Source organism: Streptomyces hoynatensis, from assembly GCF_003626535.1.
Classification (GTDB): domain Bacteria; phylum Actinomycetota; class Actinomycetes; order Streptomycetales; family Streptomycetaceae; genus Streptomyces; species Streptomyces hoynatensis.
Window position 1 is genome coordinate 96,952 of the sequence record NZ_RBAL01000004.1, and the last position, 14,148, is coordinate 111,099.

General features: G+C 76.5%; 9 protein-coding genes. 5 read left to right on the forward strand and 4 right to left on the reverse strand.

Annotation, left to right across the window (positions count from 1 at the left end; genetic code table 11):
* The first annotated feature begins 32 nt into the window (after positions 1-32).
* Entirely contained in the window at positions 33-497 is a 465-nt protein-coding gene (locus D7294_RS08580) for an SRPBCC family protein (RefSeq protein WP_120677293.1), read from the forward strand.
* Positions 498-525: 28 nt separating this feature from the next.
* Here D7294_RS08580 and D7294_RS08585 read toward each other — a convergent pair whose 3' ends face one another.
* Together D7294_RS08585 and D7294_RS08590 are read right to left on the reverse strand one after the other, a co-directional pair.
* Positions 526-3,909, reverse strand: coding sequence for a CHAT domain-containing protein (locus D7294_RS08585; protein ID WP_147450792.1), 3,384 nt, complete (start codon positions 3,907-3,909; stop codon positions 526-528).
* Between the two features lie 88 nt (positions 3,910-3,997).
* Positions 3,998-5,161, reverse strand: coding sequence for an NAD(P)/FAD-dependent oxidoreductase (locus D7294_RS08590; RefSeq protein ID WP_158674587.1), 1,164 nt, complete (start codon positions 5,159-5,161; stop codon positions 3,998-4,000).
* 135 nt (positions 5,162-5,296) lie between these two features.
* On the opposite strand from D7294_RS08590, the gene D7294_RS08595 reads away from it, so the two are divergent.
* Positions 5,297-6,208, forward strand: a complete 912-nt coding sequence (locus D7294_RS08595) for a helix-turn-helix transcriptional regulator (protein WP_158674588.1) — start codon at positions 5,297-5,299, stop codon at positions 6,206-6,208.
* A gap of 86 nt (positions 6,209-6,294) precedes the next feature.
* Complete coding sequence (locus D7294_RS08600; protein ID WP_147450793.1) at positions 6,295-7,482, forward strand: ROK family transcriptional regulator; 1,188 nt, start codon at positions 6,295-6,297, stop codon at positions 7,480-7,482.
* 15 nt (positions 7,483-7,497) lie between these two features.
* Here the strand turns inward: D7294_RS08600 and D7294_RS08605 are convergent, their stop codons facing one another.
* Positions 7,498-10,443, reverse strand: coding sequence for a glycoside hydrolase family 2 TIM barrel-domain containing protein (locus tag D7294_RS08605; protein ID WP_120677301.1), 2,946 nt, complete (start codon positions 10,441-10,443; stop codon positions 7,498-7,500).
* 215 nt (positions 10,444-10,658) lie between these two features.
* Positions 10,659-11,513 carry a helix-turn-helix transcriptional regulator gene (locus D7294_RS08610; protein ID WP_120677871.1) on the reverse strand — a complete coding sequence of 285 codons (855 nt, stop codon included), beginning with the start codon at positions 11,511-11,513 and terminating at the stop codon, positions 10,659-10,661.
* A gap of 165 nt (positions 11,514-11,678) precedes the next feature.
* Here D7294_RS08610 and D7294_RS08615 point away from each other — a divergent pair, with 165 nt between their 5' ends.
* Positions 11,679-12,536 carry an alpha/beta fold hydrolase gene (locus D7294_RS08615; protein ID WP_120677303.1) on the forward strand — a complete coding sequence of 286 codons (858 nt, stop codon included), beginning with the start codon at positions 11,679-11,681 and terminating at the stop codon, positions 12,534-12,536.
* A gap of 411 nt (positions 12,537-12,947) precedes the next feature.
* Positions 12,948-14,087 (forward strand): cellulase family glycosylhydrolase, encoded by a 1,140-nt coding sequence (locus D7294_RS08620; RefSeq protein WP_120677305.1) that lies wholly within the window; start codon positions 12,948-12,950, stop codon positions 14,085-14,087.
* The last annotated feature ends 61 nt before the right edge of the window (positions 14,088-14,148 follow it).

Genomic DNA, 14,148 nt, shown 5'->3' on the forward strand with positions numbered 1-14,148 from the left:
AGTGGTTCATGGGTGGGTGTACCGTTCGGTTCATGAGGGCTGTCATCGTGTCGATCGACGTACCGCAGGAGCCGGAACCGGTCTACGAGTTCCTCGACGTCATGGCCAACCACGAGCTGTTCACCGACCACTACCTGACCCACTGGCGGGGCGAAGGGCCCGGCCGCGGGGTCGGGTCGCGGGCCACGGTCACCGCCGCGCTGGGGGGTGCGAAGGCGGAGGTCGGCATCGAGGTGATCGATGCCGAACGTCCTTGGCGCATCGTCGAGGAGAACACCAGCGCGGGCGGGCGCAGGCTGGCCCGCGGCACCTACCGCATCGAGCCGTTGCCCACCGGAGGGAGCCGGGTCTCCTTCGAGTACGCCTGGCTGCGGGCCCCGCTCGCCGACCGGCTGCTGGCGCCGCTGGTGCGGGCCACGATCCGCCGGGCCAACACCGTCGCCATGCGGCGCCTGGCCGCCGAACTGGCCCGCGGCGGCTCGCCGGCCACCCCCTGAGGGCCGAAGGCGGCGCCGCGGCCCGCGGTCAGCCGGCCGGGGCCGGGTTGCCCTGGTGGGTGAACGCGGCCCACAGGTGCGGCTGGTTGAGGTCGGAGCGGGTGGCCTCGCGGCGCAGGAGGGGGTCGGCGAGCGGCGCGGGCGGACGGCGGCCCGGGTCGAGCATCCACAGCTGGGCGGCCCGCAGGGCGTCGGCGGGGGCGAGTCCTTCGGCCGTCAGGCAGTGGTGGAAGACGCTCATCATGACCGCCGTGGCGCCGTCCCGGGTGGCCCAGCGGGAGCCGACGACGTCGGAGGCGCCCCGGGCCACCAGGGCCGTGGCGAGGGTCAGCGCCTCGTCGTGGTCCTGGGTGCTCAGGTCCGTTTCGCAGGCGCCGAGCACCACCAGCGGTCCCGCGGCCCCGGGCGGCCCGGCGTTGGGGTGGTCGAGGATGCGGGCCACGCTCAGCTCGCCGCCCGCCAGCCGCAGGGCGGAACGGGCCGGGCCCGGGCCCGCGAGGGCGTGGCAGGCCAGGTGGATCAGCCCGGGGGGAGGCGCCGCGCCGCCGGGCAGCGCGGCCAGGACCTCCTCGGGGGTGCCGGGCACGTCAGCGGGGGAGCCGGGGAGTTCGCCGTAGCACTGGGCGGCGGGGTAGTACGCCGCCCGCAGGGCCTCGACCTCGATGGCGGACCACACGAGGCTCAGCTCCGGGTCGGCGACCAGCACCTGCCGCCCGGCGAGCGGCAGCCGCGGCCTGGCCGCCGCCCGCAGGAAGTCGGCCCCGGAGGGCGCGTGGCTGAACACCGCCTCCTCGCAGGCGTAGCGGAACCCGGCCGCCCCCGTCCGCGGGCGTGTGCGTGCCGCGTGCCAGGGGACCAGGCCGAGCCGGTCGCAGGGGATCAGCACGATCCGGGGCAGCGCCCGCGGGGCGGCCTGCGGGGGCGCGTGTGGGCCGGCGGTGCGCGGGCCGGCGGCGCGTGGGGCGATGCGCTCCAGGAGCGGCCCGATCGCCGCCGGCCAGGCCCAGTCGCACAGCTCGCCCAGCGCCCGCCGCCACCTCTCCTCGGCCGCCTCGCGCCGGGCCGCGCCCGCGTCGGGGCCCAGGCGCGAGCGCGCCGCGGCGGCGGCGAGGTAGGCCCGCGGCGCCGGGTCGGTCAGGGTGAGCCGCGGCAGGGTCAGCACGGCGGGCGGGTTCCCCGGCCGCACCAGCAGGGCGTGGCCCGGGAGGTGCGCGGCTCCCGGCACCAGGTAGACGAGGGCGTCGACCCCGGCCGCCGTGACGGCCTTCGCGAGCTGCCCCAGGGTAGGGGAGACGACCAGCGCCGCAACGCCCCGGCCGGTGCCCGCGCCGAGCGCGGCGAGGGCGCGGCGGCGCAGCGTGCTCGGGATCGAGGGCCCCGGCGGGGCGTTCGGCCCGAGCAGTTCCATGGCCGGCCTCGGCCGCAGCAGGCCGCGGTGCTCCGCCTGCCGCCACTCCCCGGCCAGCGCCGGATGCCCGGCGGCCGTCAGCAGGTGCGGCACGTTCCGCGAGACGGCTGCGGCGCGCAGCACCATCGCCCGGCCGGTCTCCAGCACCTCGAAGAACTCCCGGCCGCGGCGCTCGGCCGCGGCGAACCTGGCCAGCGACAGGGCGTGGCCCGCGCCTTGGCGCGCCCGCTCCAGGCCGTGGCCGGCGCCCAGTTGCAGCAGCACCTCGGCGGCCAGCTCGGCCAGCGCCGCCCGGCCGGCCTTCAGCGCCGCGTCCACGTCGGCGCGGGCGCGCGCGGTGGCCTCGGCCGGGGTGCGCGGGGTGCCGTCGCCGGGGGAGTGCGGAAGCCGGGAACGCGTGGCGTGGGCCTGGGCGAGCAGCGCGAGCGCCTCGTGGAGACCTCCCCGGCCGGAGGCCGCTGCCAGTGCGCGGGCCCGGGTCAGTTCCGCGATCGCCTGCTCCAGCCGCTGCGGGTCCCGGTCCCGCTCGGCGGCGGTCAGCAACGCCCGCCCCAGCTGCCGGCGGAGGGCGCACTCCTTGTCGGGGTAGACCCGCCAGGCGGCCAGGGCGCCGTGCGTCGCGGCCACCGCCTCGTCGAGGAGGGCGGCGCCGGCGTCCGGGTCGATCTCCGCCAGCAGCGCAAGCACATAGGCCCGCAGCAGGGGGAGGTACGGGCCTGGCAGGGGCCAGTCGACCTCGATCGCCTCCCGCAGACGGCGGCATCCCGCGCGGCGCAGGTCCGCATCGCCGGTCAGGTGGCCGTGGCGGACCAGGGCGTTGCCCAGGGCCAGCGCGACCTGGTGGCGCCTGACGTCGTCGGCGGGCAACGTCTCGTGGAGCCGCGTCAGTTCGTCGATCAGTCCGGGCAAGGCCGAGCCGCCCAGGCCGCGTTCGGCGCGGGCCGTCTCGTGCAGGGCCCGGGAGACGGCGAGGTCGGTCCCCGGGCGCGAGCGCCCGGGCAGGCCCGCGAGGTCGTTCTCGACGGCCCGCCGCAGCTCGTCGGCCGCCTCGCCGTCCTGGAGGGCGCCCGAAAGCCTCCCGGCGTGCGAGAGGGCCGCGGCCAGGTCGAGCCGCGCCCGCCGCGCCGCGGGGGCGTCCGGGGGCAGGGCGTGGAGCGCCGCGCGTATCCGGGTGGCGAGGCGCTCCAGGCGCTCGGGGTCCGCCCGTCCGGCCGGGTCCCGCAGGAGGGCGCCGAGTTCGGGTTCCCCTTCCTCCTGGGCCCGCCCCGGCGGGCCGGTCTGCCCGGCGCCCGCGGCGGGCTGGGGCGGCTGCCAGTACCCGTGGGAGGCCGGCAGGGCGTGCCCGGGAACGAGGGGAAGCACCCTCCGCAGGTCCTCCAGGGTCATCTCCGAGGAGAACACGCGCCGCACCAGCTCCAGGCGGTCCCGGGTGCGGTCCAGCCGCTGCCGCAGGGGCGGCGGGAGCGGGGCGGAGGCGAGCCGGCCGAGGACCCCGCAGGCCTCGGCCAGGTCGGGCGCCGGGGCGTGGGGGCCCTCGCTCCCGCTCCTGCCGAAGGCGAACGCCGCCCAGAGGATCTCCTCGGGGGAGCCGGCCCGTTCCAGCAGGACCCGCTCCGGCACCAGGAGGCTCAGCAGGGCAAGCCGCGCCGCAACGGTGGGCTCCGCGCCGGTGGCGTCCGCCCGGCGCAGCAGGCGCAGCGCCTCGGCCCGGTCCCCCGGCCGCGCGCCGGGGCCGGAGGCGGCGCGGGCGGCCAGCAGCAGGCCGAGGGCGGTCTCCGCGGCGGAACGCGGCGGGGCGTCCCCGGGCAGCAGCCGCAGCAGGGCGGACCAGCGGCCGATCAGCCGGTCCAGCTCCCGCAGCTGATCCGGGCGGAGGTTGACGCCGCGCAGCAGGTCGTCCGCGTACCCGGCGGCGGCGGACTCCCGCACGGCACGGAGCGCGGCCTTCAACTCCCCGGGGCCGGGACGCGGATCGGGGCGCGGGCCGGGACGCGGATCGGGCATGCGGTCCCCCTCGTCGTTCCCCTCATGCATGCCCCCGCCGGGGGAGGCGTCACCCACTGCGCCGGCGCAACGCACTCGCGGTACCGGCCTAGCGGATGCCCCGCTCGGGGTAGGGGCGGTCGTCGAGGACCCGCTGGTAGCCCATGCGGTGCAGGTCACAGCTGGTGTACGCGCCGCCCAGGATCAGTTCGGCCAGGCCCCGGCCGACGCCCAGGGCGTGCATGAAGCCGTGACCGGAGAAGCCGGAGGCGACGTAGAAGTTGTCCAGGTGGCCGGGCCAGTTGCCCAGGATCATGTTGCCGTCGAGACGGTTCTGGTCGTACAGCCCCGTCCAGGTCCTCAGCTCCTCCACCTGGCCCAGGCCACGCAGGCGGTGGGCGAGGGCAGGTGCGACGCGCCGGGCGTAGTAGGTGGGGTCGACGCGGAAGTTCTCGCCCCCTGGGTGCCCGAAGTCGACCAGGCCCACCGAGAGACCGGACAGGTGGGGATGGACGGCCAGGCCGTCGACGTCCTTGAGGAACGGCAGGTGGCCGATGTCGCGGCCGGTCCGCACGTAGTGTTCGTGGCGGCGCATGGGTTCCACGGGGAGCCGCATGCCGAGCCCGGCCGCCAGGCCGGGCGCCCGGGTCCCGGCCGCGTTGACCACGGCCCCCGCGGTCAGCGCCCGGCCGGAGGCCAGGGTGGCGGAGCGGACCGTGTTCCGGGCGACGGTGAAGTCCACGACCCGATCGGTCAGGAAGGCGGCGCCCAGGCGTTCCGCCTTGGCCCTTACCCCCGCGAAGAACGCCTTGGGGTCCAGCCAGCCGTCCCTGACCGAAAGCACCGCCCCGGCCAGGTCGGCGACGTGCAGCTGCGGGTAGCGCGAGGCCAGGGCGGCGGGCTCGATCCACTCGGCGTCGACGTGGTGCAGCCGCTGCGTCTCGAAGTTGTCCGCCAGTGCACGCACGTCCGCCTCGCCCGCGACGAACAGGTAGCCCTGGGGACGCCAGCGCAGGTCGGGCGCCCGGCAGGACGTGGTCCCGGCCCAGTCCTCCCAGTGTCCGATCACCTCCAGGGTGTACTGGGACAGGGCGATGTTCTCCGGGCAGGTGAACAACTGCCGGACGCCTCCGGTGCCCCGGCCGGTTGCCGCCCTCGCATGAGTCGGGTCAGGCTCGACGACCACCACGTCGATGCCCGGGCTCGCCTCCAGCAGGTGCACCGCCGTTGCGCAGCCCACCACGCCTCCACCCGCTATCACCACATCCGGCACGGCTCGTCTCCTTCCGGGCGAGGCCTCGGCCGGCGAGCCCTCTGCCCGCCTGCGGCCTGCCGCGTTCCCCTTCGCCTGCCCCGCCAGACTGCGCCGCCCCGCACCCCGGTACCAGCACGTGCCTATCGTGGGACCGTGACTCCCACGCCACGGCCCGCCGCCGGGCGGGACTTCCCCGGGCAGGACGCCCCTGGGCGGGACGCCGCACCGGACGAGGCGCCGCGCCGGCAGGAACTCGCCGCGTTCCTGCGCGCCCGGCGCGCCCGGCTGGCCCCCGAGCAGGTCGGCCTGCCGGCCCGCCGGCGCCGCCGTACCCCGGGACTGCGCCGCGAAGACGTCGCCGAGCGGGCCGGGATCAGCACGGCCTGGTACACCTACCTGGAGCAGGGCCGGGCCGTGCGCCCCTCACCGGAGGTGCTCGCGCGCCTCGCGGACGCGCTGTGCCTGACGGACCCCGACCGCGCCTACCTGAGGGTGCTGGCCGGTCACGCCCCGCCGCCGCACGGCGCCCCCGGCGGCCCGGGGGCGCGGCTGCTGCAATCCCTGGTCGACCGCCTCGCCGCTCCGGCCTACGTCACCGACGCCGCCACGCGGGTGCTGGCCTGGAATCCGCCGGCCCGCGAGGTGTTCGGCGACTACGCCGCCTGGCCGCCCGAGGAGCGCTGTCTGCTGCGGTTGCTGTTCACCCAGCCGGCCTTCGCCACCGCTCTCGTGGATCGCGACGCGTACGCCGCCCGCGTGGTCCACACCTTCCGCCAGCGCTCCGACGCGCACCTGACCGACCCGGCGGTCATGGCACTGGTCGGTGAACTGGCCCGGTGCAGCGCCGAGTTCAGGCGGCTGTGGGAGAGCAGGGAGCTGCGGCGGGCCGACACCGACACGCTGCTCGTCGACCACCCCGGCGGACGGCTGACGTTCACCATGCTGATGTTCCAGGACCTCGGGGCCACCGGCATTCGCTTCAGCGCCTACCTGCCCGCCGACGCGCACACCGAACGCGCCATGGCGGCTGCCGGCCGCGCGGCGCGACCCGCCCGGGGCACCTGAGCAGGCGGCACCCGCCCGGTGCGCGCGGCGCCGGGCGGATTCGCGCGGAAGCGCCGGGTCGATTCGGCTACTTGTACCCTGCGCCTGTGCATGTGACATCCGAGCAGCGCGGCGACCGGCCGTCGATCGAGGCGTGGGAAGCCGTCTCGCCGTCTGCCCGCCCCATCATCAGGGAACTGCTGGTCACCGGCCCCAGGACCAGGACGGAACTCGCCCGCCGCCTCGGCCTTTCCACCGGCAGCCTGACCCGCCTGACGAAGCCGCTGGTGCGCTGCGGGCTCCTGGTGGAACGGGGGATCGTGCACGACGAAACGCACGGGCACCCGACGCGCCCGCTCGACCTCGTCGCCGGGGACTACCACTTCCTCGGCGTGAAGATCACCGCGGACGGCATGTACGGCGTGGTCACCGATCTGCGGGCCGAGGTGGTCGCGGAGCACGCCGAGCCGCTCGGGGCCCGCACCCCCGAGGCGGTCGCCGCGCAGGTCGCGGCGCTGCGGGACCGGCTGGCGCGGGAGAGCGTGCCGCCCGTGGCCGCGGGGGTGACCCTGGGCGGGAACCCCTCGCCCCTGGGCGGCGCCGGTCAACTCGCCACGTTCGACGCCCCCTTCCTCGGCTGGCGGCAGGTCCCCCTGGAGTCCGTGCTGCACGAGACCCTGAAGATCCCGTGCGTGGTCCGCAACGACGTCGCGGCCCTCGCGCACGGCCAGCACTGGTTCGGGGCGGCCCGCGGGCTGACCGATTTCGCCCTGGTGACCATCGGCGCGGGCATCGGGTACGCCCTGTGCCTGGGCGGCCGGGTGCTGGAGAGCACCGAGGAGGACCTGGTGGAGTTCGGCCACCACATCCTCGACCCCGGGGGCCCGATGTGCCCCGTGGGGCACCGCGGCTGCGTCGGGTCCTACCTGTCGACGGAGGCGATCCTGTCGGCCGCCGCCTACGGGCTGCACCGGCCGGTGCAGCCCGAGGAGATCGCCCGCCGGGCCGGGGAGGGCAACGCCGTCTGCCAGGACATCGTGCGCCAGGGGAGCTGGGCGCTGGGCGTGCTCGCGGCCACCATCGCCAATCTGACCGGCGTGAAGACCGTGCTGATCGCCGGGGAGAGCCTGGAGGTGGTGCGCGCCGGCCGCCGGCACATCGCGGAGGGGATGCGCCGGCGGCGCCTGCACCACCACCGCCCCATCGACATGCGGATGCTGTCCTCCTCCTTCAGCGAGTGGGCCCGCGGCGGGGCCGTGGAGGCGGTCAGGACCTTCGTCGTGGAGGGGCGCTGAGCACGCCCGGCCCCCTCAGCGCCCTTCCCTGAGGCGGAAGGCCAGGCCGAAATCCGCGGGGGCCGCGGTCAGCCGGTGGCGGGGGAGCGGGGCGGGGCCGCAGGACTGGCTGCCGATGCCGTGCTGGGCGTGGTCGAGATTGACCCAGACGACCTCGCCCGGGGAGAGGTCGACGGTGTGCCCGGCCGCGTCGAGTTGTTCGCTGCTCCAGCGGCGGGCGGTGAGCCAGAAGGGCTCCGGGTCGGCCTCGATGCGCAGCGTGGCCTCGCCCGCGGAGAGTTCGGCCCACCGCACGTCGGCGCGCGCGCCGTTCTCCTGCGGGCGCACGTAGGGCGTCTGCAACTCCTCCACGGTCGCCCGGTAGCGGCCGAGGCGGGAGGCGGCGCGGGTGTCGGGGTAGGCCTCGCCTGGGCCGCCGCCGTACCAGGACACCCGGCCGAACGCGGCGGGCAGCCCCAGGCGCAGCCCGAGCCGCGGCAGCGGGCAGGGCCAGTCGCCCTCCGGGGTGACGGCGACCCGCAGCCGGAGCGTGCCCTCCTCGTCCGCGGTCCACCGGTAGGTGGTGGCCAGGGCCAGGTCGCGGGCGTCCGGGGCGACGCGGGTGCGGACGGTCAGCGCCTCGTCCGTCAGGCGCACCTCGTCGGTGCGGTGGCGGACGCGGTGCAGCCCGATCCGCTCCCACAGCACGCTGACCTGGGTGCCCGGCTCCCAGTGCATGCCGATGTCGTTGTCGGTGGGGGCCCGGAAGACGTCCAGGCGGGGGCCCTCGGCCAGCGGCAGGCCGCCCAGGGCGCGCAGCCGCCCGCGCCCGGCGTCGAAGACGGCGGGCCCCAGGGTGATCAGGCCGCCGTCGCGGCGGGGCGCGACCCGGGGGCCGGGCGGCGCGGCGGGCGCGGGCGCGGGGGCGGCGGGCCACTGCCCCCAGGCGACCTCGTGGCCGGCCTCGGCCCAGGCGGTGCCGGCGCGCAGGCAGGCACGGACCGTCCAGACCGCCTCGCCTGGCGGGGCGTCCGCGGGGGCGGCGGGCAGCGGGAGGCGCGCCTTGTGGCCCGGCTCCAGCGGCGGAACGGCGAGGTCCCCGGCGGCGATGCGCCGCCCCTCGACCTCGTAGGCCCAGGTGAAGGCGAGGTGGGAGGTGCCGGCGAAGTCGTGGCCGTTGCGGATGGTCACGCCCTGGGCGGCGTCGCCGGTGATGCGGACCGGCTCGACGACCTTCTTGTACTCGATCAGCCCCGGGGAGGGGGTGCGGTCGGGGAAGAGCAGCCCGTCGCAGACGAAGTTGCCGTCGTGGTAGCCCTCGCCGAAGTCGCCGCCGTAGCCGAAGTACTCCCGGCCGTCCGCGGTCCGGGTGAGCAGGCCGTGGTCGATCCACTCCCACACGAAGCCGCCCTGGCAGCGCTCGTAGGTCTCGAACAGCCGCTGGTAGTCGGCCAGTCCGCCGGGGCCGTTGCCCATCGCGTGGGCGTACTCGACCAGCAGGAAGGGCAGGGAACGGCGGTGGGCGTCGCGCTCCGGGTCGCTCAGCGGCTCCTCCTCGCGGCGCCCGATCCGCTCCACCTCCTCGTGGGGCGCGTACATCCGGGAGAAGATGTCGCTGTCCGGGTACTCCGGGTCGTTCTCGTAGTGCACCGGCCGCGCGGGGTCGCGTGCGCGTATCCAGGCGGCCATGGCGGACAGGCCGCGGCCCGCGTGGCACTCGTTGCCCAGCGACCAGACGAGGACCGAGGGGTGGTTCTTGTCGCGTTCGACCATGCGCCGGGCGCGGTCCACCAGGGCCGGCGTCCAGCGCTCGTCGGCCACCGGGTTGCCCCGCCAGTCGGGCATCCAGCAGAAGCCGTGGGTTTCCAGGTCGCACTCGTCGATGACCCACAGGCCCAGCTCGTCACACAGGTCGAGGAAGGCCGGGTGGGGCGGATAGTGGCTGGTGCGCACGGCGTTGACGTTGTGCTGCTTCATCAGGACGATGTCGCGCCGCATCGTCTCCCGGTCGAGGGCGCGGCCCGTCTCCGGGTGGAACTCGTGCCGGTTGACCCCGCGGAAGAGGACCCGGCGGCCGTTGACCTTCAGCAGGCCGTCCTCGATCCCGACCGTGCGGAAGCCGATGCGCAGCGGAATCCGCTCGCCCGCGGTGACCAGCTCCCCCGCGTACAGGCGCGGCACCTCGGCCGACCAGGGCTCCACCGCGGCCCGCGCCTCCTGCCCGCAGGCCAGGTCGAGGCCCAGTTCCGGCACCAGGACGCGGCCCGGCACGTCGCACTCCACGCGCAGCGTGCCCTCGCCCGTGGTGTGGTCGTATCCGGCGTGCACGAAGTGGTCCGCGGGGGAGCCCGCGGGGCGGTGCAGCAGGCTGACCTCGCGGAAGATGCCGGGCAGCCACCACATGTCCTGGTCCTCCAGGTAGCTGCCCGCCGACCACTGGTGCACCCTGACGGCCAGGACGTTGCCGCGCCGGCGCAGCAGCGGGCCGACGGCGAACTCGTGGGGCAGGCGGCTGCCCTGGAAGGTGCCGAGCTCGGTGCCGTTGAGCCAGACCCGGGCGCAGGAGTCCACCCCCTCGAACCGCAGGAGGGTCTCCCCGTCCGCCGGCCAGTCGCCCGGCAGGTCGAACTCCCGCCGGTGGTCGCCCGTCGGGTTCTCGTCCGGCATCCGCGGCGGATCGACCGGGAAGAGGTAGGCGACGCCGGTGTAGGCGGGGGCGCCGTGGCCCTGGAGCACCCAGTGCCCGGGGACGGTGACCCGGTCCCAGCCGGCGGTGGCGGCCGGGTCGTCTGCGGTGAAGCCGGGGCCGGTTCCCGAGGCGGTCGGCGCGAGCCGGAACGCCCAGCTGCCGTTCAGCGTAAGGCGCGCCGCGTCCGAGGCGCCCCACCAGGCGCGGGGCGGGAGGGTCCCGGGGGTGGGGAGCGGGTTCTCGTAGTAGGGCGGCGCGGGGGAGGGCGTCTCGTCGCGGGGCCGGTCGTCCATGGCTCTCCAAGGGGGAACGCCGGGTCCGCGGGCGGCGGGCGGCGGCCTGGCGCGCCGCCCGGCACGCGATCACCGGCCAGGTTGGCTTTGATGCAGAACCTACCCGGCGGCGTGGCCGGTCCTGAAGGGGGCGATCCGGGAATCCTGGCGGGGAGTTGGCTTGCCTGCGGAATCAACCCGGCGCGGCGGGGCGGGAATCGGCGCCCCCGCGGGCCTCAGCGGTGGCTGCGGTGGGCGGTCTCGGGGCCGACGACCCGGAGGAGTTCCAGCGCCTCGGTGCTCCGGGAGCCGGGCGGCGGCGTGAACAGGCGCAGGCGCTGGTCCGCGGCCTGGGTCTGCAGCAGCTCGAAGTCGAACTCGATGGGCCCGACGGACGGGTGCAGGACGCGTACCCGGCTCTCGCGGCGCACCGCGACCTCGTGCCGCTGCCAGAGGGCGGCGAACTCCTCGCTCGCCGCCTCCAGCCGGCCGATCAGGGCGCGCGCCGGCGGGTCGAAGCCGCGACGGGTCGCGGCGGCGCGCAGGTCAGCGACGTGCAGGCGGCCGAGGCGGTCGTGCTCCCCCTCGGGATAGGCCTCGCGCACGAACGGGTCGGTGAACCAGCGCCACACGACGTTCCGGTCCGGCTCCTCGACGGTGCACACGCAGCCGAACAGGGCCTCGGCCAGGGCGTTCTGCGCGAGCAGATCGCCGAGGTCGGTGAGGAGCTGGGCCGGCGTGTCGCCCAGCCGGTCCAGCAGGTAGCGCAGGCCGGGGCGGATGTGCTCCCCGGCGCGCGCCCCCTCGGGCGGGCGGTGCCCGGCCAGCAGGTACAGGTGGTCCCTCTCGTCCCCGGTCAGCCGCAGGGCCCGGGCGAGCGCGCCCAGCAGCTGGGGCGAGGGCTGGGAGCTGCGCGCCTGCTCCAGCCGCATCACGTAGTCGGCCGACACCCCGGCCAGCTGCGCCAGCTCCTCGCGGCGCAGCCCGGGCGTGCGGCGCCGCGGCCCGGCGGCAAGACCCGCCTCCTCGGGCCGCAGCCGCTCGCGGGAGCGGCGGAGGAAATCGGCCAGCCTGACGCGATCCATCTTCATGCCGTCCATCGTCGCCGACCCGGCCCGCCGCGCGGGCGGCGCAGCCTGGGAGGGCCGGTCCTAGGGAACGGCCTCCGCTCCTCAACGCCCCCGCCGCCCGGCATCGTTCTCCGGCGTCGGACAAGGACATCGGGTCAGGAAGACCAGGAAGACGAGGAGAGAGACATGTCTCACATCACGGCCGGGATCGCCGCGGAGACCACGGCGGCCGGGATCGCCGCGAAGACGGGAACGGGGACCGCGGGGGAGTGCGCCGCGGAGGTCACCGTGGGCGCCGCGCGGGTGCCCTACCGGGTGCGGGGCGCGGGCCGCCCGCTCGTGCTGGTGCACGGGACCAACCGGGGCTCGGCCTCCTGGGACGGCCTGGCGGGGGCGTTCGCCGAGGACAGGACGGTGGTGCTGCCCGACCTCTCGGGCAGCGACGCGGCCCGGGACGACGGGGGTCCGCTCACGGTCGAGCTGCTGGCCGGGCAGCTCGCCGCGGTGCTCTCCGCCCACGGGCAGGGGCCCGCGGACGTGGTGGGGCACTCCATGGGCGCCCCGGTGGCCGCCGCGTGCGCCGCCCTCAGGCCCGACCTGGTCCGCCGCCTGGTGCTGGTCGCGGGTTTCGCCGGCCAGGGCGACGAGTACCTGCGCAACGTGCTGACGCTGTGGCGCGGACTCGAAGGCGACGCCGCCGCCTTCGCGCGGTACGCGATGCTGTTCGCCTTCAGCCGCGAGCACGTGAACTCCCTCGGCCGGGCGGCCGTGGAGGAGCTCGCCGCGGCCTACCGGGTCACGCCGGGCAGGCTCCGGCAGCTCGACCTCGACCTGCGGCTGGACGTCCGCGGCCTGCTGCCGCAGATCCAGGCCCCCACGCTGGTCATCGGGTGCGCCCGCGACACGCTGGTCCCCGTGGCGCACTCCCGCGAACTGGCCGCCGCCATCCCGGGCGCGGCCTACCGGGAGGTGGACAGCGGGCACCTGGTGACGGTCGAGCGGCCGGCGGAACTGGTACGGCTGGTGCGCGACTTCGCCGGCTGATGCCGCGCGGGAGCGGCGCGGGCCGCCGCCGGCGCGGCGCGGGCGCACGGGTCGTCCGGGCGCGGGCCGCCGGTGGCGAAGGGGCCGCCGGAGGCGAGGGACCGTCGGAGGGCGGGGCGGCGGCGAGGGGCGGGCCCTCGCCGCCCTCCGTGCCGATCGAAACTGATCGATCCTGATCGTTCGGTGTGAAGTCTGTTGACCCGCCGGGGCGTTCGGCCGAATGTGAACGGCACGCGCCGCGCGGGCCGGGCACCCGGGAGGGACGCCGGGACCGGCGCGAACGGCGCCCCGTGAGCCCGGCCGGCGAGCCGTGAGCCTCCCAGCCCTGGCGGCCCGCCGGCCGGCCCCTGCCCGCCATGCGACAGAAGGCGCCGCCCACGCCGGCGGCGCGCCCCCCACGAGAGGACCCTCATGCACCTCTTCCATGCCGCACGCGCCGCCGGGAAGGGCCCATCCCCCCGCCGCCCGGCCCGCCCCCGCCACGTACGCCGCGCCCTGGCGGCCACCCTCACCGCGCTGCTCGCCCTCCCCCTGGCGGCGCTGCCGACCGCCTCGGCGGCCGGGCGGGAACCGGCGGCCCGCCCGGCGCCCCTGGCGGCCACCGACTTCCGCGGAGTCAACTGGGCCATGCCGGGAGACAACTTCGAGGACGGCCCCGTCGTGCCCGAGGGGCTGAGCACCTCGGACGACTACGCCACGGTCGCGGCCAAGGCGGCCTCCGTCTACGAGGGCTTCGCGCGCACCATCGGCGCCAACACCGTCCGACTGCCCCTCAACACCTCCTCCGCGCCCGGCACGCGCTGGGGAGACGCCTACGCCGGAGCCGTCGACGCCGCGACAGAGAACGGCTTCCGGGTGATCCTCTCCTACTGGGAGGACGGCGCCTCCTCGGGCGGCCGCATCGTCGACACCGGCGCCTTCGACGCCATGTGGGACGCGGCCGTCCGCCGGTGGCAGTCCAACGACCTGGTGTACTTCGAGCCGATGAACGAGCCCCACGGCTACGGCGCCGGCGAATGGGCCGACCTCGCCGCGGACTGGATCGCCGGCCACCCCTCGGTGCCCAGGCAGCGGATCGTCGTCAGCGGCCACGGCTACAACGGCGACGTCACCTCCGTGTGCGGCGACAGCCGCCTCGACGGCACCTACCTGTCGCTGCACCTGTACGCGTTCCAGTTCGGGGAGATGAGCGAGGCCGCCTGGCGGGACCTGTTCGCCTCCCGCGTCGGCGCCTGCGGCTCCCGCACCGTGCTGGACGAGTTCGGCGCCCCGATGGACGACGGCAGGGACTACAACGCCCAGGACAGCGGCGACAACTTCGTCCGGTACATCCGCGCCGCCACGGACACCGTCCGCTCCCTGCACATGGGCGCGGTCTACTGGCCGGCCCTCGGCGGCAAGCACACCCAGCGGCCCGACCACGACTGGTACTCCCTGTACGCCCTCGGGGGCAGCGGCACCGCACTCACGCTCAGCCTGCGCAACACCAGCATCGTCGACCGGCTCCACCACGCCTGGGCCCTCGACGCGAACGCGCCGGCCGCCGGCTGAGTCCCCGGGAACCGCCCCGGCCTCCGGCCCCGCGGTGGCCGGGGCCCCGGGGCCGCCTCGC